The following is a 24,011-nucleotide window of genomic DNA, read 5'->3' on the forward strand; positions in this document are numbered from 1 at the left end:
CGCAAGAATCGCCGAAAAATAGTCCGGCAATCGACGCGCTGTGGACGTACGTTAATCCCATCAGCAGGCAAACCGCCGGCTGATCGGGGAGGCCAGTACATGGAGCGGAAGTTCGCACCGGATGTATGGGAGGCCGCGTCCGGCCTCACGGCCGAGCCGCCTCACCAATAACAATTCCGGGCCGGCGGCCCGGGGCTGGAGTCGATGTGGCTATTTCTGAAAAATTGCCCGGCGTCATTTCCGACCAGGGCAAGAAGGCTACCTCTCGCGCCAAGCGAGCCACGTCCATGACCGGCGCAGCGAATCCCGATGCTGCGGCCGGTCCTGCTGTTTCCGGGGAAGGAACAGCAGCGCAAGAAACCGCCCGAAGCTACGTGATCGACACCTCCGTGCTGCTCTCGGACCCGCGCGCGCTGCTGCGGTTCGCCGAGCACGAAGTCATCCTGCCGATCGTGGTCATCACCGAGCTTGAAAGCAAACGGCACGACCCGGAGCTGGGCTACTTCGCCCGCAAAGCGCTGCGGCTGCTCGATGACCTCCGCGTGGAGCACGGGGGCCTGGACCGCCCCATCCCGCTGGGCCACGACGGCGGCACCCTCATGGTGGAGATGAACCACATCTCCGCCGAGGTGCTGCCGGCCGGCTTCCGCGGCGGCGACAACGACAGCCGGATCCTCGCCGTCGCCAAGAACCTCGCCAACGAGGGCCGCGACGTGACAGTGGTGTCCAAGGACCTGCCGATGCGGGTCAAGGCCTCCGCCATGGGCCTGCTCGCCGACGAATACCGCAACGAGCTCGTCAAGGACTCGGGCTGGACCGGCATCGCCGAAATCGACGCCGCCGAGGACGAAGTGGCCACGCTCTACGGCCACGAGCCGGTTTTCATCCCGGCCGCGGCCGAGCTGCCGGTGAACACCGGGCTGGTCCTGCTGTCCAGCCGCGGTTCCGCTCTGGGCCGGGTCGGGGCCGACAAGCAGGTCCGCCTGGTGAAGGGGGACCGGGACGTGTTCGGCCTGCACGGACGCTCCGCCGAGCAGCGGCTGGCCATCGACCTGCTGATGGACCCGTCCGTGGGGATCGTCTCCCTCGGCGGCCGGGCCGGCACCGGCAAGTCCGCCCTGGCTCTCTGCGCGGGCCTCGAGGCCGTGCTGGAGCGCCGGGAGCACCGCAAGGTCATCGTGTTCCGGCCGCTCTACGCCGTCGGCGGCCAGGAACTCGGCTACCTGCCCGGCTCCGAGTCCGAGAAAATGAACCCGTGGGCGCAGGCCGTCTTCGACACCCTCGGTGCGCTGGTCAGCCAGGAAGTGGTGGAGGAAGTCATGGACCGCGGCATGCTCGAGGTCATGCCCCTGACGCACATCCGCGGCCGCTCCCTGCACGACGCGTTCGTGATCGTGGACGAGGCGCAGTCCCTCGAGAAGAACGTGCTGCTGACGGTCATGAGCCGGATCGGCCAGAACTCCAAGATCGTCCTGACCCACGACGTCGCCCAGCGCGACAACCTCCGGGTCGGACGGCACGACGGCGTCGCGGCCGTCGTCGAGACCCTCAAGGGCCATCCGCTATTTGGCCACATCACCCTGACCCGCTCCGAGCGCTCGCCGATTGCGGCCCTGGTGACGGACATGCTCGAGGGGGCTGAGATCTAAGGCTCGCCTGCTTTCTCGCCTTCCCGTGGGGGCCGTAGTTGGGTTTGCCGTGGTTGGGTTCGCCCCGCCACGGCCCTTTCGCCGTCGCTTAGACACGACGGTTGCCGCCCGCTGCGGTCGCTGGGCGACCTTCGGGGCAGCAAACGTCGCGATGCGCGACTACGCGAAAGGCCCGCGGCGCGGCGTGTGCATTCGTCACCTTCTCGAGCGGAGCCCGCGGCGCGGCGTGTGCGTACGTCACCTTCTCGAGCGGAGCCCGCGGTGCGGCGTTTGCGTTCGTCACCGCTTGAGGAGGAGCGCGGACCGGCGTGTGCGTTCGTCACCGCTTGAGGAGGAGCGCGGACCGGCGTGTGCGTTCGTCACCTTTTAGAGGCGGGACCCGCTGACCGGTTTGCTGAGCTGCCCACCTTGGCGGGGACGCGGTGGCCCGCGTAGGAGCGCATCCCCGACCAGAGCGGAGCGAAGGTCGCCCAGCGACCGCGCCGCAGCGACGGGAGGTGTCTAAGCGACGGCGGGGCGCCGTGGGCCCGCTTGCGGGGCCCTACAGGTCGATGCCCAGGTGCTTGGCGGTGGGTTCGTGGCCCTGGACTTCGAGGGTCCAGTCGGGGCGCTTGAAGGTGGCGGGGGTGAGCCGGACTTTTTGGACGTCCCGGAGCTGACCGCCCCAGTTGGCGCGGGTTGTGCCGTTGAGTTCGTAGCCGAGGGAGCGGGAGACGCCCAGGGATTGCTGGTTCCAGGCAGCGGCCTCGGATTCGGCGACCTCGGCTCCGAGCCAGTCGAAGGCGTAGAGGGCGACGGCGGCGCGCATCTCCTTGCCCAGCCCGCGGCCCTGCACGTCCCGGGTGAGCCAGGAGCCGGTGCTGACCGTCTTCAGGGTGGCGAAGTCCTTGGCCCCGACGTCCTGGCAGCCGATGAAGTCGCCGTCGTGCCAGATGCCCAGCAGCAGGGTCCAATCCTGCGGCGACATGGTGCCGCGGCAGCGCCAGTACCACTGCGCCATGTTCGGCCCGAGTTCGTCGGCCGGGGATTCCGCCCAGGGCCGGCTGAACGGGCTGCGTCCGGGTTCGTGGATGCCGCCCAGCGCCGCCTGCACCGCCGCCGGGATGTCCTCGTCGCGGATCGGCCGGAGCGTGAGGCGGGGCGTGGCCAGGGTGAGGCCGAAGGGCGGCCAGAAGCGGGCGAGGTCAGTCATCCGCGAAGCCTAGCAAAAACCGGTAGCATCCGAGGGTGATCCATCGTCTCGGTGACCTGGGGGGAGCGGCCCCGCTGGCCTTCTGGCTGGTGCTGCTGGCGTGCGCGTATTTCGCCGTGATGGCGGCGCGGCTGACCGTCATCGACATCCGGCACCACCTGCTGCCCAACCGGATCATCTTTCCCTCCTACGCGGTCGCGGGTGTGCTGCTGCTCGCCGGGGCCGCGGCGGGCGGCGGCGCCGGGCTGTTCGGTGTGCCCGGGCTCCGCGTGCTGGCCGGCGCCGCGGTGCTCTGGCTGTTCTACTTCCTGCTGCGCGCCGCCTACCCGCCGGGAATGGGCTTCGGCGACGTCAAGCTTGCGGGAGTGCTGGGCCTGTACCTCGGCTTCCTCGGCTGGGGCCACGTCTTCGCCGGAACGTTCGCGGCCTTCCTGTTGGGCGGGCTCTGGAGCGTGGCCCTGCTCCTGACTCGGCGCGGCACCCTGAAGTCAGACATCCCCTTCGGTCCCTTTATGCTGGCGGGGGCCGCGGCCGCGATGCTGCTGCTGCCGGCAGGCTAGGCTGGCGGCATGGCCACTCCGGACTTCATCCTGAAATTGCGCGAAAAGATCGGCCACGAGACGCTGTGGATTCCGGGCGCGCGGGCCGTGGTCTTCGACGACGCCGGCCGGGTCCTGCTCGGCCAGCGGGCGGACAACGGCCGGTGGGGGCTGATCACCGGCATCCTGGAACCGGGCGAGGACCCGGCGCCGGGCCTGCTCCGCGAAGTCCTGGAGGAAACGGGAGTGGTGGCCGTGGCGGAGCGGCTCGTTTCGGTGGACGCCGTCGGACCCACCACCTGCCCCAACGGCGACGTCTGCCACTTCCTGACCCTGGTCTTCCGCTGCCGGTACGTTTCGGGGAAGGCGCGCGTCAACGACGACGAATCCCTCGCCGTGGGCTGGTACCGGCCCGAGGAGTTTCCCGAACTGATGCCCGGTCACCTGGAGGCGATCGAGCGGGCGCGGGATCCGGAGGGTCCCGCGCACTTCCGCAGCTGAGCGTTCCGGCAATATTGTCGCAGCCCCGCCGTAGCCTTCTGCTATCCAGCCCTCCGCTGGAGACAGTGGGCCCGTGGGTACCCCTCCGGGCCGGAAATGGGGAAGCATGACAGATTCGGCACTGACGCACGTGTACGTCCTCCTGGACCGTTCCGGTTCCATGAGTTCCATCGCCGACGACACCGCGGGCGGCTTCGCGGCGTTCGTCCGCGAACAGCAGGTGGTGGCGGGCCGGTGCAAGCTCTCACTGGCCCAGTTCGATGACGTCTACGAACGGGTTTACGCCGCGGTGGACATCGAGGACGTCCCGCCGCTTGTCCTCCAGCCCCGCGGCAGCACCGCCCTGCACGACGCCATGGTCCGGCTGATCGGGGAGGCCGGCGCGGAACTGGCGGCGCTGCCCGAACCGGAGCGTCCGGGCACCGTGCTCGTGGCCGTGCTGACCGACGGGCATGAAAACGCCTCGCGCGAAGCCAGCGGCGCCATCGTCAAGGCCTTGGTTGAACGCCAGCAGCACCAGTACGGCTGGCAGTTCACCTACCTCGGAGCCAACCAGGACGCTGTCCTGACGGCGCACGGACTCGGCATCCGGGCCGAAGACGCCCTGACGTATGCGGCCGGCAACGTGGACGCTGCCTTCTCGGGCCAGTCCGCCAAGACCAGGCGGCTGCGCGAGGCTCGCATCGCCGGCGCCAGTCTGGCCGAGGCCGCGGCCCACTCTGCCTACACCGCTGAAGAGCGCCGTGCCGCCGGGGGAGAGGTGCCGCGCGAGTAAGCCGGGGCCGTGCCGGCTTTAAAGTACGACGGCGGCCGGCGCCTTTCCCGGGAAAGGTGCCGGCCGCCGTCGGACGCGGTGCCCGCAGCGGCGGGCGTGAAGGGCTAGGCCTTGTGCGGCGGCCGCGTCATGGACATGACGTCCAGGGCGGTGTCCAGCTGCTCTTCGGTCAGCTCGCCGCGCTCGAGGAAGCCCATCGCAACGACGGTCTCGCGGATGGTCAGGCCCTCGGCCACGGCCTTCTTGGCGATCTTGGCGGCGTTCTCGTAGCCGATGAACTTGTTCAGCGGCGTCACGATGGACGGCGAGGCCTCGGCGAGGAAGCGGGCGCGCTCGACGTTGGCGGTGATGCCGTCGATCATCTTGTCGGCCATCACGCGGCTCGTGTTCGCCAGCAGGCGGACGGATTCGAGCAGGTTGGCGGCCATGACGGGGATGCCGACGTTGAGCTCGAACGCGCCGTTGGTGCCGGACCAGGCGATGGCGGTGTCGTTGCCGATGACCTGGGCGCAGACCATGATGGAGGCTTCGCAGATGACCGGGTTGACCTTGCCGGGCATGATCGAGGAGCCCGGCTGCAGGTCCGGGATCGCGATTTCGCCGAGGCCGGTGTTGGGGCCGGAGCCCATCCAGCGCAGGTCGTTGTTGATCTTCATGAAGGAGATCGCGATGTTGCGCAGCTGGCTGGAAGCCTCGATCAGCCCGTCGCGGTTGGCCTGGGCCTCGAAGTGGTCGCGGGCCTCGGTCAGGGGCAGGCCGGAGTCCGCGGCGAGGAGCTCGATCACGCGCTCCGGGAAGCCGGCCGGGGTGTTGATGCCGGTGCCGACGGCGGTGCCGCCGAGCGGGACCTCGGCGACGCGGGGGAGGGAGGCGTTGATGCGCTCGATGCCGTAGCGGACCTGCGCGGCGTAGCCGCCGAACTCCTGGCCCAGGGTGACCGGGGTGGCGTCCATCAGGTGCGTGCGGCCGGACTTCACGACGTCCTTGAACTCGGCGGCCTTGCGCTCGAGCGACTCCGCGAGGTAGCCCAGGGCCGGGATCAGGTCGTTGATCAGGGCGGACGTGGCGGCCACGTGGACCGACGTCGGGAACACGTCGTTGGAGGACTGAGAGGCGTTGACGTGGTCGTTCGGGTGGACCACCTTCTCGCTGCCGGCGGCCTTGAGTGCGCGGGAGGCGAGCTCGGCCAGGACCTCGTTGGTGTTCATGTTCGAGGAGGTTCCGGATCCGGTCTGGAACACGTCGATCGGGAAGTCGCCGTCGTACTTGCCGGCGGCGACCTCGTCGGCGGCGTCGGCGATTGCCTGGGCCAGCTCGCCGTCGAGCACCCCCAGCTCCGCGTTGGCCTGGGCGGCAGCCTTCTTGACCCGGGCGAGGGCTTCGATGTGGGCGCGCTCCAGGGTCTTGCCGGAGATCGGGAAGTTCTCGACCGCACGCTGCGTCTGGGCACGGTACAGCGCGTTCACGGGGACGCGGACTTCGCCCATCGTGTCGTGTTCAATACGGAACTCTTCGGTGTTCAAATCTGCTGTGGAAGTCATGGGGCTAGCTTATTCGGCCCAAGCGTTCCACCGAAAACCATGAACCGGCGCAGAAACGAAGCTCCTAGAGCTCGCCGATGCCGGAGACAAGGTCGGCACGGCCCTCGGCCAGGCGGTAGGCCAGTCCGATCACGGCGGCGCGGCCGCTGCCGACGGCGTCGGAAATCACCCGGGAGCTGTCCACCAGGCGCTGCGAGGTCTGCTTGACGTTCTCCACCACCATGTCGTTGACGTCGTGCTGGTCGTTGCGCAGCGAAGTCAGCACGGACGGTGTGATGCGCTCGACCAGGCTGCGGATGAACCCTACCGGCATCTCGCCGGTTTCCACTGCTGTTTTGGTGGCGATGACGGCGCCGCAGCTGTCGTGGCCGAGGACCACAATCAGCGGCACGCCCAGGACGCCGATGCTGTATTCGATCGAGCCCAGGACGGCGTCGTCAATGACCTGGCCGGCCGTCCGGACGACGAACGCGTCGCCGAGGCCGAGGTCGAAGATGATCTCGGCGGCCAGCCGGGAGTCGGCGCAGCCGAAGATGACGGCGAAGGGGTGCTGGTTCTCCACGAGCGAGGACCGCCGGGAGGCGTCCTGGTTCGGGTGCGAGGATTCGCCGGCGACAAAACGTTCGTTGCCTTCGCGCAGCCGGCGCCAGGCGAGGGCGGGAGTCAGGTAGGTAGCCACCCTGCTTACTTTACGGCGAGGGGGTGGCCGAAGGTGAAACTGTTGCGGCCGAGTTGACCTCCAGCGCCTTCACCACCGCCGCGGCGAGCACGGAAAATTCCTCCAGCTGCGCGGGCCCCGTCAGGACCACCGTGGTCCCGCGGTAGTCGAGCACCATGGACTTCTCGCCCTTGCCGGTGTCGCGCAGCTGCCAGTCGCGTCCGCCGGCGGTGCGCGTCCCGGTGACCGGGGCGCTTTTGGTCTGCTGCAGCAGCCAGGTCGGATTGGACTGGCGGGTCTGCACCAGCCCGATGAAGGAGTCCTTGGGCGTCAGGTAGCCGACCTCCCAGGTGGCCACGCCGCTGCCCGAGCCGGACTCCCAGCGGGCGTAATTCGAACGGAATGTGTCGCCGGTGTCCGGGGCCACCGGTGTGAATCCCGCCACACCTGCCGCGTTTTTCGCGATGGCGCCGACGTTGATGTCCGGGCGGTAGCCGTCGGACTTGGGAGACGGGTTCATCAGCACCACGGGCAGGAAAGCGCCGATGCTCAGGACCAGGGCGATGATCATGCCGATCACCGAGGCGTTGGCCCGCTTGGCGGCGGCCGCCCGGATGACAGGCTTCACGGGCTGCGCGCCGGCGGCTTCGGGTACTGCGCCCGCGGCTGCGGGGGATGCTCCGCCGGCCGGTGATCCGGCGGCATCGGGCGGGGTGTCCTGCAATTCATTCACCCCTCTATAGTCGCCCATTCAGGGGCGATCTCACATTCGGCCGCCGCGCGCCGGTTGGCGCGGGGCCGTTCATGGTGGCGTAATTCCAGCACCGATCGCGGCCGCCGCGACTATGATCAGTAACAGACGGATCCCAGCGGCAGCCGGACACCGGATGCCGCCGGTTCAACGATCGCCACTCGAAGAAGAGGTTCACGTGTCACCAGCGTCCATGACCCAGAAGTACTCCACGCTTTCCCCGTCGCTCGCCGTCGGAATCGATGAGCCTGACCGCAACCTTGCCCTAGAACTGGTCCGCGTCACCGAAGCCGCGGCCATCGCCGGCGGCCACTGGGTCGGTTTCGGCGACAAGAACAAGGCCGACGGCGCCGCCGTCGACGCCATGCGGTCCTTCCTGCAGACCGTCCACTTCAACGGCGTCGTGGTCATCGGCGAAGGCGAAAAAGACGAAGCCCCCATGCTGTTCAACGGCGAGCGTGTCGGCGACGGCACCGGCCCCGAGTGCGACGTCGCCGTCGACCCGATCGACGGGACCCGGCTGACCGCCCTGGGCATCAACAATGCCCTGGCCGTGCTGGCCGTCGCCGAGCGCGGCTCCATGTTCGACCCCTCCGCCGTGTTCTACATGGAGAAGCTCGTCACCGGCCCGGAGGCCGCCGACATGGTCGACCTGCGCCTGCCGGTCAAGCAGAACCTGCACCTGATCGCCAAGGCCAAGGGCGTCAAGGTCAACCAGCTCAACGTGATGATCCTGGACCGCGACCGGCACCGCCCGCTGGTCGAGGAGATCCGCGAGGCCGGTGCCCGGACGAAGTTCATCATGGACGGCGACGTCGCCGGCGCCATCGCCGCCGCCCGTGCCGGCACCGGCGTCGACGCCCTGATGGGCATCGGCGGAACCCCGGAAGGCATCGTCGCGGCCTGCGCGATCAAGTCCCTCGGCGGCGTCATCCAGGGCCGGCTCTGGCCCACCAGCGACGAGGAGAAGCAGAAGGCGATCGACGCCGGGCACGACCTGGACCGGGTGCTCTCCACCAACGACCTGGTCTCCAGCGACAACTGCTACTTCGCGGCCACCGGCATCACCGACGGGGACCTGCTCAAGGGTGTGCGCTACTCCAAGGACAAGGTCCTCACCCAGTCGATCGTGATGCGCTCTAAGTCCGGGACCATCCGGTTCGTCGACGGCGAGCACCAGGCCAGCAAGTGGGAGGGCTACGCCCGCAAGCACTAATCCCCGCGCATGCGCAGGATCCCGGGACGCGCCCTGCGCCCCGGGATCCTTTGTTTTCCGGTCCGGGCCGGCGGGACGGCCGGCCGCGTTCCGGTGCTTTGGCCGGCGTTGGATAGGGTGGAGCCATGACTTGGCTTGTTACTGGCGGTGCAGGATATATCGGTTCCCACGTCGTTGCCGCGTTGCGCGGGGCGTCGATGACACCGGTGGTGGTGGATTCCCTCTCGAGCGGGCACCGGGAGTTCGTGCCGGAGGACGTGCCGTTTGTGCATGGGAACATCCTCGATGCGGACCTGGTGGCCCGCACCATGCTCGATCATTCCGTGACCGGCGTGATCCACCTCGCGGGCTTCAAGTACGCCGGCGTTTCCGTGCAGGAGCCGTTGCTCACGTACGAGCAGAATGTGACGGGTACCGCGCAGCTGCTGAAAGCGATGGAGCTCGCCGGAGTCGACAACATGGTCTTCTCCTCCTCGGCCGCCACCTACGGCACCCCCAGGGCGGACATCGTCACCGAGGAGACCCCGACCCAGCCCGAATCCCCCTACGGCGAGAGCAAACTCATCGGGGAGTGGCTCATCCGTGACCAGGGCGTGGCACGCGGCCTGCGGCACACTTCGCTGCGTTACTTCAACGTGGTGGGGTCCGGCGCGCCCGAGCTCTACGACTCCAGCCCCCACAACCTTTTCCCGATCGTGCTGCGCGCACTGACCTCGGGCAAAACCCCCCGGATCAACGGCACCGACTACAACACCGAGGACGGCACCTGCGTTCGCGACTACGTTCACGTTGCCGACCTCGCGACCTCCCATGTCGCGGCAGCGCAGGCCCTTGCTGCCGGCAAGACGCTGGAACGCATCTACAACCTTGGCTCCGGCGACGGGCTGTCCGTGCGGCAGATCATGACGGCAATGGCCCAAGTGACGGGCATCGACTTCGACCCCGAGATCGGTCCCCGGCGGGCCGGAGACCCTGACCGGATCGTCGCTGACGGCACCCTGGCCGCGCGCGATCTGGACTGGAAGATGCGCCACACCGTGGAAGAGATGGTGGCCAGCGCCTACGAAGCCCAGAAACGCGCGGCTTCGGCCGTAAACTAGGCCGGGCTGCGACCGAGGGACATGCCCGGTGCTGGTGCCCAAGGTTGGGCATAGTGGGCATATGTCCATGCGCCGTGGTGAGCGTGGGACATGTCCATTGCTTGTGCTCTGGTGTTTGTGCCCGGGGTGACATCCCTCCGTGGGACATGCCCGGTGCTGGTGCCCAAGGTTGGGCATAGTGGGCATATGTCCATGCGCAGTGGTGAGCGTGGGGCATGTCCAGTGCTGGTGCCCTGGTCTTTGTGCCCGGGTGACATCCCTCCGGAGGACATGCCCAGTGCTGGTGCCCAAGGTTAGACATAGTGGGCATATGTCCATCGGCCGTGGTGAGCGTGGGACATGCCCATTGCTTGTGCTCTGGTGTTTGTGCCCGGGGTGACATCCCTCCATGGGACATGCCCGGTGCTGGTGCCCAAGGTTAGGCATAGTGGGCATATGTCCATCGGCCGTGGTGAGCGTAGGACATGCCCATTGCTTGTGCTCTAGTGTTTGTGCCCGGGGTGACATCCCTCCGTGGGACATGCCCGGTGCTGGTGCCCCAGGTTGGGCATAGTGGGCATATGTCCATGCGCCGTGGTGAGCGCGGGGCATGTCCAGTGCTCGTGGCCTGCACGTGTGCCCGGGATGACATCCATCCGGGGGACATGCCCTGCTAGCTGCGGCGTGCGCTGCGCCGGGCGCCCGGCAGGGCCCCACGCAGCGCCGCGGGCAGATGCCGGGCCGTCTTGACGCCGCGCCGTGCGAACTGGGCCCCCTGGCGGGCGAGCTGGTAGGCGCCGTAGCGGAGCTTCTTGACCGGCAGGTCCCAAGTACCCGGGTAGGCGACTTCACGGCCGCCAAAGGATTTCTTGAACGCCGTGAAGCCGGCCCACTTGTGGCCGGGCTGGTCGGCCGGCGCCACACCCCAAAGGTCCACGTGCGCCAGGCCCTTGTCCTTGGCGTCGGCCATCAGCGTCACCAGCAGCGGGATTCCGGCGCTGAGCTTGCGGTGGGTGTCGTCCAGCGCGGCGTGGGCGTACGTGCGGGTGTCCGCCGAATCGTAGGCGAGGGCCGCAGCGATCGGCTCGCCCTCCAGTTCCGCGATGAACAGGGTGGCCGCGCCGGCCGGCATCAGCGACCGGGCCACCTGGCTCAGGTACTCGTCGCTTTGCGGCTTGAAGCCGTTGCGCGCCGCGGTCAGGTGCAGGAACCTCAGCAGCACGGAAATCTCCGCGGGGTCCTGGCTGGACCGGAACGTCACACCCTTCTTGTGGATGTTGCGGTACAGGTTGCGGTTCACCGGCTTCATGTCCGCCAGCACGTCTTTGAAGTCGCGGTCCAGGTCCACGATCCAGCTCAGCTCCGGCTGCAGGTTCGCCGGCGCGCGGCGCAGGCCGCGGCTGCGCAGCACGGTGCCGGCGTCGGCGGCGCTGAAGCCCGCGTCGACCGGCTCAACCCGGACGAACACCGCGCCGCACCGGCGCGCCAGTGCCGTCAGGGACGCAAGCGCGGCGTCGAAGGCGTCGACGGAATCAGCCAGCGGGCCATAGGGGACGTAGAGCAGCTTGCCGGCCGGGTTGCTTTCCTCGACGGCGAGGAACCGCCAGCCCGTGCCGGCCTCTTCGTGGACGGTGCGGCCCAGGGCGCGCTGTACGTCGGCCCACTGCGGGCCCTGCAGGAAGTAGTCCACGGCTCAGGCCTTCATTCCGGTAGTGACGGCAAAGGCCACAGCGGGCCCGGTGGCTCCGGCGACGGGGTGCACGTTGACCGGCGCCTCGGCGGCCGGCAGGAACGCGGACGCGCCGTGCTCCAACTGCAGGTCGCCCTTGGGGGAGTCCAGCAGGACCGCGCCGGCGACGACGATGATCACCGCTGCCCCGGACTGCGCCAGCGGGACCGGCTCCGCGCCCGGGAGCAGCTCCACCCGCTGCAGCGCGAATTCCCGGAACGGGGGGCGGTAGAGTTCCTGGCCCAGCATCGTGGTCTCAGCGGAGAGTCTCGGCACGGCGACGGCCTCGAAGGCGACCGTCTTCAGCAGCTCGGGCACGTCCACGAATTTGGGCGTCAGCCCGCCGCGGAGCACGTTGTCCGAGGAGGCCATCACCTCGATGCCGAGCCCGTGCAGGTAAGCGTGCACGTTGCCGGCCGGCAGGTACACGGCTTCCCCGGGCGCCAGCGAGATCCGGTTCAACAGCAGCGAAATCAACACACCGGGATCCCCCGGGTACTCCCCGTTGAGGTTCACGGCCGTGCCCAGCTCCGCCGCGTGGGTTCCCAGCGGGGCGCCGGAGACGAGGGCAGCGACGACGGCGGCGGTCGCCTCGGCGACGTCGTCCCCGCCGGCGATCAGCCGCTCGAAGGCGGACCGCAGTGCGGCCGGTTCATCCGGCTGCGCGAGGTCGGCCAGCAGCTGCGGGATCAGCGGCGGCAAAGCCAGACCGGCCAGGTCAAAACAGGACGCCAGGTGCAGGAAGACGGCGTGCGACTCCGCCGCCGGCCGGAAACCGCACAGCGCCTCGAAGTCCGTCAGGGCGAAGATCATCTCCGGCTTGTGGGAGGCGTCCTTGTAGTTGCGGGTCGCAGCGGCGTGGTCGACGCCGGCGGCTTCCTCTCGGGCGAACCCCGCCCGCGCCTGCTCCTGCGTCGGATGCACCTGCAGGGACAGCGGCCGCTCGGCGGCGAGGACCTTGAGCAGGAACGGCAGCCGCGGACCGAACTCGGCCACGCTCTCGCCACCGAGGTGGTGCTCCGGGTCGCCGGCGATCAGCGCGTCCAGCGCCAGCCGGCCGCCGCCGTCGGCCGCCACGGAGGGCGAGTCCGGGTGGGCGCCGATCCACAGCTCGGCTTCCGGGCCGCCGGAGGCCGGACGGCCGAGCAGGCCGGCGATCGCGGTCCTGGATCCCCAGGCGTAGGGCCGGAGGACGTTCTCAAGTTCGTACACGTGGTCCCTATCTGCTCACGGAGAGCGACTGGCTGCTGGAGCCTGCTGGAGTAACGGGCGGCCGGGCGCCCGGGCCTAGAGCGGGGCGCACTGGCCGTTGGTGGCTACCAGGTTGCGGATGGACTGCTCATCGCCGTTGCGCTTGAACTCGTTGAGCATTTCCTCCGTGATCGGCTCGCCCTCGGGCGTGGTGGTCACGGGGGTGAAGTCCGACGAGGTCGGCGACGGCGCGGGCTGGGTGCCCGGCTGTGCCCCGCCGGCGGCGGAGAGCGGACCGGGCGCCACGGCCGGCTGCCGGAGCGAATCGTCGGCAGCCCCGGCGGCGGGTGCCGGGGCCAGCAGCTTGTCCACGGCCTGGTGGATCTTCTCGAAGTCCGGAACCGTGGAGAAGGAGGCATCGAAGTCGGGCGGGCCGATGGTCAGCCGGCTCACCGGCTGGCCCTTGGACTTCATCGCGAGGTCCACGAAGCTGCCGAGCTGGCTGGAGGAGATGTTGGAATCGACCACCTTGGTGCCGGCCTTGACGATGTCCTCGAACTTCGTCAGCAGGGTGGCCGGATCGAGCTGCTTGAGCATCGCCTGCTGGACGCATTGCTGGCGCGCGATGCGGGCGTAGTCGTCGACGAATTCCCGGGACCGGCCGTACCAGAGGGCGTGGTAGCCGTCCAGGGTGTTGTCCCCTGCCGGGATCCAGCCCAGCGGCATGCCGTGGATGCCGTTGGCCTCGTCGATGGTTTCGCCGCTGATGGGGACCCAGCCACCGGCCTTGATCCGGATGCCGCCCATGGCGTCGATGAGCTTGGCGAAGCCGTCCATGTCCACCAGGACGTAGGCCTGGACCTTGATGCCGAGCGTGCCGGAGACCGCCTCGAGGGTGGCCTGCGCGCCCGGGTCCTCCACCCCGGGGTAGAGGTTTTTGTACTTGTTGGTGACCTCGGTGTTGATGGCGTTGATCAGGCACTCGTCGCCGCAGTCGTAGCCGTCCGGATAGATCTTCCGCATCGGCGAGTCCTCGCTGAACTGGGCGTTCTGCAGGTTGCGCGGGATCGAGATGATGGCGGACTTGCCGGTCTTGGCGTCCACGCTGATCACGGAGAGGCTGTCCGGCCGGCGTCCGGTGCGGTCCGCCCCGGCGTCGCCGCCCATCATCAGGAAGTTGTAGCGGCCCTCGGAGGGCTCCATCGCCGGTCCGCTGGCGAAGATCGTGCCGATCGCGTCCCGGCCGACGTTCAGCAGGTACGCCGCGTAGCCCAGGCTGCCGCTGCTGAGCAGCATGGCCAGGACCAGGGTGACGACGACGGCGGCGCGCGCCCTGGTTTCGAGCAGCGCGGGGCGGATCAGGCGCAGCGTGTTGACGAACAGGACCGCCCAGCCTAGGGACAGGGCGGTGAGCACGATGACCAGCACGAGCGAGGTCACGGGGTCCGCGACGAGGTTGATCAGGGTGGGGCGGGATACCAGCAGCAGGATCAGCGCGACGATGACCAGCGCCCAGACTGTCAGCGTCACGCGGAGCGCCCTCCGCCCCAGCCTGCGGTTGCCCGCGACGGTCTGCGCGCTGCCGGGCACCAGCAGGGTCAGCAGGATCAGCAGGAAGGCGCGCTTGATGAGGACGCGCTGGCCGGACCCTGACGGGTAGCGGACCGGGTCGGTGAGGGCGCCCTTTGTCGGCTGCTTCGTCTGCTGCGCAGCGGCGAAACTCTTGCTCATGTCCTCGATCCCTACCGGCCGCCCCGCGGAACGCAGTTTTCGTCGGAGAACACCTCGGCCACCTTGCTGCGCAGGTTCGCGCCCTTCAAGGTGGCGGCGTCGTTGAGTTCCCGGGCGAAGTCGAGGAGCTCGGAGCGCAGCTGCTCGGCGAGGGCGTCCGTGCCCGAGGCCAGCATCCGTACCGCGAGCAGCCCGGCGTTGCGGGCCCCCGCGATGGAGACCGTAGCGACCGGCACGCCGGCGGGCATTTGCACTATGGACAGGAGCGAGTCCATCCCGTCGAGGGTTTTCAGCGGCACGGGCACACCGATCACCGGCAGCGGCGTCACGGAGGCGAGCATGCCCGGCAGGTGCGCGGCGCCGCCCGCGCCGGCGATGATCACGCGCAGCCCGCGTTCGTGGGCGGTCTGCCCGTAGCGGATCATTTCGGTGGGCATCCGGTGTGCCGAGACGACGTCGGCCTCGAACGGGATGCCGAACTCGGCCAGCGCCTCCGCGGCCGCCTCCATCACGGGCCAGTCGGAGTCCGAGCCCATCACGAGCCCCACGATCGGGGCGGACCCGTTGGCGGCGGCGCGGGCGCCGGAGTCCTGGGCTTCGGTGCTGGCGCTCACGCGGTCTCCTCGGTGGTTCCCGGGGCAGCGCCGGCCTGGGCCCGCCCGTCCCGGATGATGTTGGCAACGGTGCCGGCCCGGTGCCGGACGGAATCGACGTCGGCCGCCGAGCCGCCGACGAGGTTGACGTGGCCGATCTTGCGGCCCGGGCGTACGGCCTTGCCGTAGCAGTGGACCTTGGCGGCCGGTTCGCTGGCGAGGGCCGCGGGGTACGCGGAGAACAGGTTCTGGTTCGCTCCGCCGAGGAAGTTCTTCATGACCACCACGGGCCCGAGCAGGTCGGTGGCGCCCAGGGGCAGGTTCAGGATGGCGCGCAGGTGCTGTTCGAACTGGCTTGTGACCGAGCCGTCCTGGGTCCAGTGGCCGGTGTTGTGCGGGCGCATGGCGAGTTCGTTGATCAGGAAGCCGGCACCGACGCCGGGGGTCTCGAACATTTCCACGGCCATCACGCCGGTGACCCCAAGTTCGTTGGCGATCCGCAGCGCAGCGTCCTCGGCGGCGGCGGCGACCTCCAGCGGAATGTCCAGGGCCGGGGCGATCACCTCGTCGCAGACGCCGTCGACCTGGATCGTGTGCACCACGGGCCAGGCCCGGGATTCTCCGCCGGGCGTGCGGGCCACCATGGCCGAGAGTTCACGGCTGAACTCCACCTTGGCCTCGGCCAGGAGCGGGGACATGGCCGCGAACCAGTCCGCGGACGCCGCGGCGTCCGCGGCGGAGGCGACGATCCGCACCCCCTTGCCGTCGTAGCCGCCGCGGGGCGTCTTGAGCACCACGGGCCAGCCTGCCTCGTCGCCGAAGGCAACCAGGGCCTCGACGTCGTCGACGGCGGCCCAGCGCGGGTTGGGCAGCTCCAGCCGGTCGATCGCGGCACGCATCACCAGTTTGTCCTGCGCGTTGACCAGCGCGTCCGGGCCAGGGTGGACGTTGACGCCGGCCTCGATCAGCGCGCGCAGGTGCCCGGTGGGGACATGCTCGTGGTCGAAGGTCAGCACGTCCAGCCCGCGGGAGAACTCCAGCAGGTGGTCCAGGTCGGTGTAGTCGCCGACCGGGGCCTTGGCCACGGCCGCGACAGCGGAGACGTCCTCGCCCTCGGCCAGGACACGGAGTTCGAAGCCGAGTGCGGTGGCGGCTGGGGCCATCATGCGGGCTAGCTGGCCGCCGCCAACCACACCGATTACAGGAAAAGTCACATCTCCCAGCCTACCGAAAACCTGCGCAGAACCGGCCCCCGCGCGCCCGGGCCGACGAAACGGCGCCTTTTTCGGCGCGGTTTGCGGGGGGTGCGCTGCCCTTATTGGCGCCGGCCGGGGCGCATACCCGGGAAACGGCGCTAAAATGGGCCGTTGGCCGGATGGCTGACAGATTCACGAGGGCCACGGAGGGTCATGATTAACACACTTGCAGATCGTGCGCGCGGGCTCGCATCGCTCTTCTGGCGCGAAGTGGCGAAGTTCGGCGCCGTCGGCGGTGTCGCCTTCGTCATCGACAACGGCCTGACGTACTACCTGATGCACGGCGCCATGTCCGACAGCGAGGCCAAGGCCCGCTTCGTCGGCGCGACCGTCGCCACGATCTTCTCCTGGATCGCGAACCGCTTCTGGACGTTCCGCCACCGGAGGCAGGAAAACGTGCTGCGCGAGTTCGCGATGTTCGTCCTCATCAACGGCATCGGCATCGGCATCTCCACCGGCCTCACCGCCCTCGCCAAGTACGGCATGGGGATCACGGACAAGAACATGCTGTTCTTCGCCGGCGTCGTCGGTATCCTCGTCGCCACCGTCGTGCGGTTCTTCGCCTACCGCTTCCTCGTCTTCAACAAGGAACTCGACGACGAGCCGGACTTCTCCCACGACCACGAGATCATTGAACGGCACGCGCACGGCCCCGCGCCGGTCAAGGTTCCCGGGACGGCCCAGGACCCCGACGTTCCCGGCACCGACTCCGAACGCCGCTAATCCGGCCGGTCCGGGTCAGGACGTCCGGGTCAGCTCCGGCTGACGCGTTCGTCGCCCAGCAGCCGCTCCGTGACCGCGACCTCCGGGTGCACCAGCACCACCGAGCCGTCGGCCGCCCACGCGCCGAGGGCCTGGGCCAGGACCGGTTCGAGGCCGTCCGCCGCCCGGACGAGCAGGCGCGGACCCTCCTTCGGGGTGCCGTCTGCCGCGGCGAAGCCGGCCAGCAGGCCGGCATGGGTGTGCACGGAGCCGGCGGCGTCCCGCACGGCCGGGCGCCCCGGTTCCGGATCCACATGGGGCATAAAGACGTCGCCATGCGAGCGGATCTCGGCGGCATAGTCGACCACGCCGGAGGGCAGGCTGCCCGGCCACCGCATCGCCAGGGCAGGCAGCGCCACCGCCATCACCGTTTCGAAGCCCCCTCCGGCGGCCGCCGGACCGGGGTCCGCGGTCGCGATCAGCTCGGCGGCGGCGGCGTCGAGCACCACCTCCATGCCCAGCTGCCAGGCGGCCAGGGCGAGCACCACGGATTTCCAGTGCGCCGGCAGGTCCAGCCGGAGCCGCGTCCCGGGTTCGGCATCCAGTTCGTCCTGGAGAAGGTTGCTGGTCTTGGCGACCCAGTTGTCCAGCACCCGGCCGGAGAGTTCCACCCGCTCGGCGTCGGGGCCGTACCAGGTCAGCCGGGGGGAGGTGGACTGGCCCGAACGCAGGGCTGTCATCAGGTCGATTGCCGGGATGCTCATGCGTTCATCTTGCCACGGCGGTCCTGGCGTGATCTCTGTCACGGCCGGCCGGCCGAGAGGCGGGGGACCGACGCGCCGCGGTGGAGGGCGGGAGCGCAAAATCGCCGAAAACGCAAGAGAATCCCAGTGCGATCGCAGGAAAAGCGCAAGAAAGTGCTCAGTATGCTGTCAATTCCGGCCCCTGGCCGACAAGGGGCCCGAAAAATCCCGGGCGTGGCGTGCCCCTGCAATCCGACGAAAGTTGATTATTATCTCCGCTGCGGCTTGACTCCCGGATACTTACACGCGTGTAATTAGGTATCGAAAGCCACTGCGCAACAGCCGGCACACAACCGAGTGTCCGAGGGTCAGGCAGGGGCTGCAAAATCAGAGAGGGAACGCCAATGGGGCTTGCAGAGCGTATCCATGAAGATGAAGTCGTCGCCGGCCAGGCGACGGCGAAATACCGTTCACGCGGAGTGCCGAGCGACTGGTACGTCGACCCGGCCGATCCGGACGCCGCGGAGCGGTACAACGAACACACCCAGGATTCCCTGCAGGACCAGGCCACGGCCTTCCTCGCAGCCCACGAAGCGCTTCTGGCGGGCAGCCCGGAGCAGGACGATCCGCTTGACCCTCCGATGGAGTTGCAGACCCTGCACTCCGGAAGCGCCGCCCAGCCGGTGTGGATCGGGTTGCCGCCCCGGCAGGACTTCGACGATGAAGGCGAACTGGGATGGCAGACGGACGCGCTCTGCGCGCAGACCGACCCGGAGGCCTTTTTCCCGGAAAAGGGCGGCTCCACCCGCGACGCCAAGAAGGTCTGCGGCGCCTGCAACGTCCGCTCGCAGTGCCTGGAGTATGCCTTGTCCAATGACGAGCGCTTCGGCATCTGGGGCGGCCTCTCCGAGCGGGAACGCCGCCGGCTTAGGAAGCGGGCAGTCTAATTCTTCAGGAAGTACAAGTCACCGCCGTTGTGGTCGCCCACAACGGCGGTGACTATCTCCCCAGGACCCTGGCGGCTTTGGCGGCGCAAACGCGGCCGGCGGACGCGGTCATCGGGGTCGACACCGGATCCCGCGACCATTCGGCGGCGCTGCTGGGCCAGGCGCTCGGCACGTCCAGCGTCACCGTTTTCGAGCAGGCCAGGACCGGCATGGGCGGAGCCGTCCAGGCCGCCCTCAAGGAGCTCGCGCCCCGGGGCGGTTCCGGTGACCCGGCCGCCGAATGGATCTGGCTGCTGCACGACGACGCCGCTCCGGCCCCCGAGGCCCTCGCCGAACTACTGCATGCCGTTGAGCGCGCGCCCTCGGTGACCGTGGCGGGCTGCAAGCAGCTCGACTGGCACGCCGGGCGCCGGCTGATCGACGTCGGGCTTTCCACCAGCCGGTGGGCCGAGCGCCTGACCCTGATCGAGGCGGACGAACTCGACCAGGGCCAGTACGACGGCCGCAGCGACACCTTCGCCGTCAACTCCGCCGGCATGCTGGTCCGCCGCGACGTCTGGGAGGAGCTCCGGGGCTTCGACCCGGCCCTGCCCGGCAGCGGGGACGACGTCGACTTCTGCTGGCGCAACCGGCTCGCCGGCCACCGCGTGGTGGTGGTCCCGAGCGCCCGGATGTTCCACGTTTCGCACCGGCCGCACGCCCTGGGGACCGCGACGGCGGCGCGCAAGGCCCAGGTCCACCTGCGGCTCAAGCACGCCCCGGCGTGGAAGGTGCCGCTGCACGCCGTGGGCGCCCTCCTGGGCAGCCTCTTCAAACTTGTCCTCAGCATCGCCGTCAAGGACCCCGGCCACGGGTTCTCCCAGCTGCTGGCCACGCTCGCGGCGCTGGGCCGGCCCGCCGCCGTGCTCCGCGGCCGCCGCAACGCGGCCCGCACCCGGCGCATCCGGCGCTCCGTGATCAAGGGCCTGCAGACGCCCCGCCGCGAGGTCTGGGCCCACCGCCGCTCCCTGATGGAGGCCATCGGGTCCGACGATTCCGAGCCTTCCGGGCACGATCCGCTGGCTGACCAGCCCAGTGGGGACGCCACCGACGATTTCGCCGCGCTCAGCACCACCGGGCGCGCCTGGGTGGGCAACGGGGCGCTGCTGGCGCTGCTGGTCACCGCCGCGGCCTCCCTCGTCGGCCTGCTGAACCTGTTCCGGGCCGACGCCGTCACCGGCGGCGCGCTGATGCCGGTCTCGGCCCGCCTGGGCGAGATCTGGGACCATGCCTCGGGCTGGTGGATCGCGCTCGGTGCCGGGCTCCCGGGCCACGGCGACCCCTTCGGCTACGTGCTGTGGCTGCTCGGCGTCCTGGGGGCAGGGAACGTCAACGGCGCCGTGGTGTGGCTGCTGGTCCTGGCGATGCCGCTGTCCGCGCTGGGTGCCTGGTTCGCCGCCGGGGCACTGACCCAGCGGCGCCGGCTCCGGCTTGCGGCCGCGCTGCTTTGGGCGGGCGCGCCGGCCCTGCAGGTGGCCCTCAACCAGGGCCGCCTCGGCCCGCTTGTTGCACATGTGATGATGCCGCTGCTGGTCCTGGCCCTGCTGCGCGCCACCGGCTCGGTGCCCGGCCGCGGACGTTTTGCCGTCCCGGGCCCGGGGGAGCGGCGCTTCACCGAGAAACCTCCGGCCAAACCCGGCATCAACGGAACCCCGTCCTGGACCGCTGCGGCCGCCGCCGGACTGGCGCTGGCCGTCGTTACCGCGGGGGCGCCGTCGCTGCTGCTGCCCGCCGTCGCCGTCGTTGCACTCTGCGGCGTGCTGCTGGGCCGCCGCGGCCGCACCGTCTGGTGGTCGCTGCTGCCCAGCCTGGCCCTGTTCGTTCCCTTCGCCCTCTCCGTCCTGGACCGGCCCCGCGCCCTGCTGGCCGATCCCGGCCTGCCGCTGGGTTTCGACGCCGCTCCGCTCTGGCAGCAGGCGCTCGGCCAGCCGCTGCGCTTCGACGCCGGCGCCGGCCTCGCCGGGCTGGCCGCCTTCGGACCGGGGGCCGTGCCGTGGGCCCTGTTGCTGGCCCTGCTGCTCGGCCTGCCCGTGCTGCTGCTGGCCCTGGTGGCCCTCTTCCTCCCCGGCCGGAACGCGGCCGGCCGGCGGCCCCGGCTGGCCCGCTGCCTCTGGGCCGCCGGCACGCTGATGCTGGCCGGGGGCTGGCTGGCCGGTCACGTCGCGACCGGCGCCAGCGCCGAGGTCTTGGTCACCCCGTTCACCGGCCCGGCCGTCTCCGCCGCGGCGTTCACCTTGCTTGGAGCCGCCCTGCTCGGCGCCGAGGCCCTGCTCGACGCAGCCGACGCCATGTCGGCGGCCGCGCCGGGCCGCAACGTGCTGTACCGCAAGATCCTGGTCCGCGGCACCGCCGTCACCGCCATGGTGTTGCTGCTCGCCGGCCCGCTGGCCGGGCTCACCGCCTGGGCCGCGCACAACGTGCTCCAGACCGTCCCGTCCGCCGCACCCGCGCCCACGGCCGCGGCAGGCGCCAGCGTCCCGGACCCCGGCACGGGAACCGGCACGGCCGGCACGGCCGCCGCCGGGGAGCTGGGCACCCGCCGGCTGGTCCAGGCCGGCAAGGCCCGCACGCTGCCGGCGACGGCCATCGACCGGGCCGAGGGCCCGGAACAGGCCCGGACGCTGGTCATCACCGCCCGGGAAAACGGCGCCTTCGCGGCTTCGCTGATGCGCGGCGCCGGCACGCGGCTGGACAGCCTCTCCGCCGTTGCCTCCGCCCGCACCGTCATCGGAGCGCCCGGCGAGGAATCAGTGCGCGACGACGACGCCGTGGCCGCGATGTTGCGCCGGGTGGTTGCCACCATCGTCGCCGGCCAGGGGGTCGACCCCCGCGGGCAGCTGGAGCAGCTCGGCGTCGGGTTCGTGGTGCTGGAGGCCGCCGACAGTGCGGCGCAGCTGACCGCCAGCCGGATGGACGCGGTCCCGGGCCTCGTGGCCGTGGGTCAGACCGATGCCGGCTGGCTGTGGCGGATCAGCCCGCTGAACCAGCCGGTGATCAACGCCGCCGACGTCGCGCACCGCGTCCGGATTGTCGACGGCGCGGGAGCGACCGTCGGGCTGCTGCCGTCGGAGGCCGTCTCGGCCGAGGCCGCCGTGCCCGCCGGGCCGGAAGGCCGCCTGGTGGTCCTCGCCGAACGTTCCGACCCGGGCTGGAGCGCCTGGGTGGACGGCCGGCGCCTGACCGCCACCTCCTCGGACTGGGCCCAGGCGTTCACCCTGCCGGCCCAGGGCGGCAAGCTCAGCATCCGCTACGAAAACCCGTGGGCGCTGTGGACCGGAATCGGCCAGGCCGTCGTGATCGGACTGACCGTCCTGCTCGCCATCCCGATGCCCGCCCGCCGCCCGAACACCGGGCTCTCCAGGGACGAAGGCTCGCTGCGTAAGGAACACCAGCATGCATGACGAGAACGCGAACGAGAACGCGAACGAGAACCCGAACGCGAACCCGAACGCGAGCGCGAACGGGAACCAGCGCGCAACGCCCGCGGAGGCACCCGCCCCGGCCGAGCCGGCCGCGGCGGAGCAGGGCAAACGGGACAGGCACGGACGCGGCGGCGACATGCGCCGGGCCGCCACCCCCGTTCCGGCCCTGGCCCGGCTGAAGGGCCTCTCGGGGGCCGTCGGCGGGGTCCTCGCCGCCGCGCTGCTGGCCGCGGCCGGCGGCGGCCTCGTCGCGGCGTCGGCTCTGTCCCCGCAGAGCCCCGGAAGCAGGGCGCTCGAGGCGCCCCTGGCCGCAGTGCCCGCCGGGAACAGCGTGGGCATCTGCCCGGGACCCGCCCGGCTGCTTGAGGGCGCGCCCGTGGGCACCGATCCGCAGTTCAGCCCGGAATCGGCCACCGCCAAGAGCGCAGTCAACGCCGTTGTGCTCAGCTCCGGCGCCGGCGTCCTTCCCGGAAGCCGCCTGGCAGCGCTCACCGGCAGCCCGCTGGTGGAACTGGCCAAGCCCGCTGCCGCGTCCGCGGCGCCCAGCCCCACGCCGGCCGCCCCCGCGCTGCGTGCCGGGGTGGTGCCGCAGCGCGCCGTCGACGCCGTCACCGTGCTCAGCGCCGATGCGCAGGGAAACCAGCAGCCGTCCGCCGGGGCCGTGATGAGCTACACCGCCGCCGACGGCGACCTGCGCGGCACCGCCGCCGCCGCCTGCCAGCGTCCGGCCAACGACCTCTGGCTGGTCGGGGCGAACACCGCCGTCGGCCGGACCGCGGTGCTCAACCTCAGCAACGCCTCCGGTACCCCTGCCACCGTCAGCCTCGATCTGTACGGCGCCAAGGGGCCGATCCAGGCGCCGGGCAGCCGCGGTCTGCTGGTGGCACCGGGCAGCACGCGCTCCGTGATCCTCGCCGGCCTGGCTCCTGGGCAGGAGCAGCTCAGCGTGCGGGTGCGCAGCACCGGCGGACCGGTCGCCGCCGTCATCGCGCAAAGTGTGCTCCGCGGACTGACCGCCGGGGGCGTGGACTTCATTTCGCCCGGAACGGCCCCCGCCACCAGGCAGGCCGTCGCGGGCCTTGACCTGCAGGACCCGGCCGCGCTGGCCGCGCTGGCCGCCAAACCGGGCTTCGCCGACGCCAAGCCGGCCCTGCAGATCACCGTCCCGGGCGCCGCTGACGCCGTGGTGGAAGTGAAACTGTTCGGCCGCGACGGCCAGAAGCCCCTTCCCGGCGGCGGCGTCGTCACCGCCAAGGCGGGCGCCGTCACGGAAGTCTCGCTCGCGGGGGTTCCGGCCGGCCACTACACGCTCGCGGCCAGTTCCGATGTGTCCTTTGCCGCCGCCGTCCGCGTCACCCGCGGGCTCAAGGCCGAGGATGCCGCGGACTTCGCGTGGGCGCCCTCGTCGGCCCGGCTCGGAAGCCAGCACGTGGTCCCGGTGCCCGCCACCGGCGCCCGGTCCCTGGTGTTCGGCGCGCCGGAGGGTCGCGCCACGATCTCCTACGCCCCGGTCACCGCGGACGGCAAGGTCCGCGCCGCGGCCACCGCCGACATTGCAGGCGGAACCACCACCACTGTCAAGGTCCCTGCCGACGTGGAGGGCTCCCCGCTGGTGGGCTACCTTGTGTCGGCGGCGGGCGGCGCGGCCTACGGGGCCGTCCTGCTCGAAGAGGACAACAAGGCCGACGTTTCGAGCATCCCGGTGGCGCCCGGTGCGGCCGGGCAGGAACAGGTTCCCGTTATCCTGGGCTATTAGC

20 protein-coding genes are annotated in these 24,011 nt (G+C 70.3%); 10 read left to right on the top strand and 10 right to left on the bottom strand.

All coding sequences use genetic code 11. The features are described 5' to 3' along the window. Positions 1-206: 206 nt before the first annotated feature. Positions 207-1,649 (top strand): RNA 5'-3' helicase PhoH2, encoded by a 1,443-nt coding sequence (gene phoH2, locus ABLI39_RS05850; protein ID WP_349412493.1) that lies wholly within the window; start codon positions 207-209, stop codon positions 1,647-1,649. Between the two features lie 541 nt (positions 1,650-2,190). Here phoH2 and ABLI39_RS05855 read toward each other — a convergent pair. Next, complete coding sequence (locus tag ABLI39_RS05855; RefSeq protein ID WP_349412494.1) at positions 2,191-2,841, bottom strand: GNAT family N-acetyltransferase; 651 nt, start codon at positions 2,839-2,841, stop codon at positions 2,191-2,193. Between the two features lie 35 nt (positions 2,842-2,876). Here ABLI39_RS05855 and ABLI39_RS05860 point away from each other — a divergent pair, with 35 nt between their 5' ends. From ABLI39_RS05860 to ABLI39_RS05870, 3 genes are all read left to right on the top strand, one after another. Beyond that, the gene (locus tag ABLI39_RS05860; RefSeq protein WP_349412495.1) at positions 2,877-3,401 is read left to right on the top strand and encodes a prepilin peptidase; all 525 of its coding nucleotides are present in this window, start codon (positions 2,877-2,879) and stop codon (positions 3,399-3,401) included. Between the two features lie 9 nt (positions 3,402-3,410). Then, entirely contained in the window at positions 3,411-3,881 is a 471-nt protein-coding gene (locus tag ABLI39_RS05865) for an NUDIX hydrolase (RefSeq protein ID WP_349412496.1), read from the top strand. A 106-nt stretch (positions 3,882-3,987) separates the two neighbouring features. After that, positions 3,988-4,656, top strand: a complete 669-nt coding sequence (locus tag ABLI39_RS05870) for a vWA domain-containing protein (RefSeq protein ID WP_349412497.1) — start codon at positions 3,988-3,990, stop codon at positions 4,654-4,656. 104 nt (positions 4,657-4,760) lie between these two features. On the opposite strand, the gene ABLI39_RS05875 is transcribed toward ABLI39_RS05870, so the two are convergent. The 3 genes from ABLI39_RS05875 to ABLI39_RS05885 all read right to left on the bottom strand — a co-directional run bounded on the left by ABLI39_RS05875 (position 4,761) and on the right by ABLI39_RS05885 (position 7,606). Continuing rightward, a complete protein-coding gene (locus tag ABLI39_RS05875) occupies positions 4,761-6,197 on the bottom strand; it encodes a class II fumarate hydratase (RefSeq protein WP_349412498.1) in 1,437 nt (478 codons plus the stop codon). A gap of 64 nt (positions 6,198-6,261) precedes the next feature. Further along, on the bottom strand, positions 6,262-6,876 hold the full coding sequence (locus ABLI39_RS05880; protein ID WP_349412499.1) for a carbonic anhydrase: 615 nt from the start codon (positions 6,874-6,876) through the stop codon (positions 6,262-6,264). Between the two features lie 10 nt (positions 6,877-6,886). After that, positions 6,887-7,606, bottom strand: a complete 720-nt coding sequence (locus ABLI39_RS05885) for a DUF4245 domain-containing protein (RefSeq protein ID WP_349412500.1) — start codon at positions 7,604-7,606, stop codon at positions 6,887-6,889. 193 nt (positions 7,607-7,799) lie between these two features. Here ABLI39_RS05885 and glpX point away from each other — a divergent pair, with 193 nt between their 5' ends. Continuing rightward, entirely contained in the window at positions 7,800-8,822 is a 1,023-nt protein-coding gene (gene glpX, locus ABLI39_RS05890) for a class II fructose-bisphosphatase (RefSeq protein ID WP_186372267.1), read from the top strand. 125 nt (positions 8,823-8,947) lie between these two features. Then, positions 8,948-9,922: a UDP-glucose 4-epimerase GalE gene (galE, locus tag ABLI39_RS05895; protein WP_349412502.1), complete on the top strand. Its 975-nt coding sequence runs from the start codon at positions 8,948-8,950 to the stop codon at positions 9,920-9,922. 652 nt (positions 9,923-10,574) lie between these two features. On the opposite strand, the gene ABLI39_RS05900 is transcribed toward galE, so the two are convergent. The 5 genes from ABLI39_RS05900 to ABLI39_RS05920 all read right to left on the bottom strand — a co-directional run bounded on the left by ABLI39_RS05900 (position 10,575) and on the right by ABLI39_RS05920 (position 16,359). Then, entirely contained in the window at positions 10,575-11,591 is a 1,017-nt protein-coding gene (locus ABLI39_RS05900) for a lipid II:glycine glycyltransferase FemX (RefSeq protein ID WP_349412503.1), read from the bottom strand. A 3-nt stretch (positions 11,592-11,594) separates the two neighbouring features. Further along, on the bottom strand, positions 11,595-12,842 hold the full coding sequence (gene manA, locus ABLI39_RS05905; protein ID WP_349412504.1) for a mannose-6-phosphate isomerase, class I: 1,248 nt from the start codon (positions 12,840-12,842) through the stop codon (positions 11,595-11,597). Between the two features lie 75 nt (positions 12,843-12,917). Then, a complete protein-coding gene (locus tag ABLI39_RS05910) occupies positions 12,918-14,552 on the bottom strand; it encodes an LCP family protein (RefSeq protein ID WP_349412505.1) in 1,635 nt (544 codons plus the stop codon). Between the two features lie 11 nt (positions 14,553-14,563). Beyond that, the gene (gene purE / locus ABLI39_RS05915) at positions 14,564-15,088 is read right to left on the bottom strand and encodes a 5-(carboxyamino)imidazole ribonucleotide mutase (protein ID WP_349412651.1); all 525 of its coding nucleotides are present in this window, start codon (positions 15,086-15,088) and stop codon (positions 14,564-14,566) included. A gap of 74 nt (positions 15,089-15,162) precedes the next feature. Beyond that, positions 15,163-16,359: a 5-(carboxyamino)imidazole ribonucleotide synthase gene (locus tag ABLI39_RS05920; RefSeq protein WP_349412507.1), complete on the bottom strand. Its 1,197-nt coding sequence runs from the start codon at positions 16,357-16,359 to the stop codon at positions 15,163-15,165. A 195-nt stretch (positions 16,360-16,554) separates the two neighbouring features. On the opposite strand from ABLI39_RS05920, the gene ABLI39_RS05925 reads away from it, so the two are divergent. Further along, entirely contained in the window at positions 16,555-17,124 is a 570-nt protein-coding gene (locus ABLI39_RS05925; RefSeq protein ID WP_349412508.1) for a GtrA family protein, read from the top strand. Between the two features lie 29 nt (positions 17,125-17,153). Here ABLI39_RS05925 and ABLI39_RS05930 read toward each other — a convergent pair whose 3' ends face one another. Beyond that, complete coding sequence (locus tag ABLI39_RS05930; protein ID WP_349412509.1) at positions 17,154-17,867, bottom strand: TIGR03089 family protein; 714 nt, start codon at positions 17,865-17,867, stop codon at positions 17,154-17,156. A 383-nt stretch (positions 17,868-18,250) separates the two neighbouring features. Here ABLI39_RS05930 and ABLI39_RS05935 point away from each other — a divergent pair, with 383 nt between their 5' ends. From ABLI39_RS05935 to ABLI39_RS05945, 3 genes are read left to right on the top strand one after another with little or no spacing between them, the layout of a single operon-like run. After that, complete coding sequence (locus tag ABLI39_RS05935) at positions 18,251-18,793, top strand: WhiB family transcriptional regulator (RefSeq protein ID WP_349412510.1); 543 nt, start codon at positions 18,251-18,253, stop codon at positions 18,791-18,793. 29 nt (positions 18,794-18,822) lie between these two features. Then, complete coding sequence (locus ABLI39_RS05940; RefSeq protein WP_349412511.1) at positions 18,823-22,233, top strand: glycosyltransferase family 2 protein; 3,411 nt, start codon at positions 18,823-18,825, stop codon at positions 22,231-22,233. Continuing rightward, positions 22,226-24,010: a DUF5719 family protein gene (locus tag ABLI39_RS05945; RefSeq protein ID WP_502935192.1), complete on the top strand. Its 1,785-nt coding sequence runs from the start codon at positions 22,226-22,228 to the stop codon at positions 24,008-24,010. The genes ABLI39_RS05940 and ABLI39_RS05945 overlap by 8 nt, the downstream gene beginning before the upstream one ends. Position 24,011: the final 1 nt, after the last annotated feature.

Source organism: Pseudarthrobacter sp. B907 (genome assembly GCF_040137805.1).
Taxonomy (GTDB): domain Bacteria; phylum Actinomycetota; class Actinomycetes; order Actinomycetales; family Micrococcaceae; genus Arthrobacter.

Bases quoted from the DNA above. Each gene is read 5' to 3' on its own strand.
- ABLI39_RS05935 (WP_349412510.1), top strand. From the start codon at position 18,251: ATGGGGCTTGCAGAGCGTATCCATGAAGATGAAGTCGTCGCCGGCCAG.
- ABLI39_RS05945 (WP_502935192.1), top strand. From the start codon at position 22,226: ATGCATGACGAGAACGCGAACGAGAACGCGAACGAGAACCCGAACGCG.
- ABLI39_RS05855 (WP_349412494.1), bottom strand. From the start codon at position 2,841: ATGACTGACCTCGCCCGCTTCTGGCCGCCCTTCGGCCTCACCCTGGCC.
- ABLI39_RS05925 (WP_349412508.1), top strand. From the start codon at position 16,555: ATGATTAACACACTTGCAGATCGTGCGCGCGGGCTCGCATCGCTCTTC.
- ABLI39_RS05930 (WP_349412509.1), bottom strand. From the start codon at position 17,867: ATGAGCATCCCGGCAATCGACCTGATGACAGCCCTGCGTTCGGGCCAG.
- ABLI39_RS05910 (WP_349412505.1), bottom strand. From the start codon at position 14,552: ATGAGCAAGAGTTTCGCCGCTGCGCAGCAGACGAAGCAGCCGACAAAG.
- ABLI39_RS05865 (WP_349412496.1), top strand. From the start codon at position 3,411: ATGGCCACTCCGGACTTCATCCTGAAATTGCGCGAAAAGATCGGCCAC.
- ABLI39_RS05875 (WP_349412498.1), bottom strand. From the start codon at position 6,197: ATGACTTCCACAGCAGATTTGAACACCGAAGAGTTCCGTATTGAACAC.
- galE (WP_349412502.1), top strand. From the start codon at position 8,948: ATGACTTGGCTTGTTACTGGCGGTGCAGGATATATCGGTTCCCACGTC.
- ABLI39_RS05885 (WP_349412500.1), bottom strand. From the start codon at position 7,606: ATGGGCGACTATAGAGGGGTGAATGAATTGCAGGACACCCCGCCCGAT.
- glpX (WP_186372267.1), top strand. From the start codon at position 7,800: ATGACCCAGAAGTACTCCACGCTTTCCCCGTCGCTCGCCGTCGGAATC.
- ABLI39_RS05870 (WP_349412497.1), top strand. From the start codon at position 3,988: ATGACAGATTCGGCACTGACGCACGTGTACGTCCTCCTGGACCGTTCC.
- purE (WP_349412651.1), bottom strand. From the start codon at position 15,088: ATGGGCTCGGACTCCGACTGGCCCGTGATGGAGGCGGCCGCGGAGGCG.